This is a genomic window from Streptomyces sp. B1866, assembly GCF_031932565.1.
In the GTDB taxonomy this organism is placed as follows: domain Bacteria; phylum Actinomycetota; class Actinomycetes; order Streptomycetales; family Streptomycetaceae; genus Streptomyces.
This window is the reverse complement of record NZ_JAVSCF010000628.1, coordinates 1-430: the sequence shown is the minus strand read 5'-3', so window position 1 is coordinate 430 and position 430 is coordinate 1. Positions and strand designations below refer to the sequence as shown.

The following is a 430-nucleotide window of genomic DNA, read 5'->3' as shown; positions in this document are numbered from 1 at the left end:
GGGGTGGGTGGTCTGGCCGGGTTCGAGGGGCTGGTACGGGGTGCCGCAGACGGCGCACAGGGCGGTCTGCTGGAGTGGCGGCCGCAATGGGTTGGGTCGCGGCCCATCGCGGCCCAGCGCCGGATCTGGGCCCGTGGTCCGCGATGGGCCGCGACCCGCGCCATTGCGGCGCCCATCGGCGAGGGTGATCCCGAGGTAGATCGCGATCCGTTCCCCGTCGTCGCCGCGTGGCTTGCTGCGCCGGAGCTGGGGGACGACCGAGAGCAGGTTGCGGCCTAGCAGCTGCTTGGTTCCGGGGCGGATGCCGCTGTCGTCGGCCCAGTCCTTCCAGACCGCCCACAGCTCGTCCACGGGCACCTGGCAGGCGGGCCCGGTCTCGCAGCACTCCCGCACGAACGCCGACGTGGGTGAGGCGGTGTCCTGCATGGTG

Annotated in this window: 1 pseudogene; it reads right to left on the bottom strand. The window is 73.3% G+C overall.

Annotated elements, in window-relative coordinates:
* A pseudogene (locus RKE29_RS30515) lies at window positions 1-430 on the bottom strand (hypothetical protein); the annotation flags it as partial.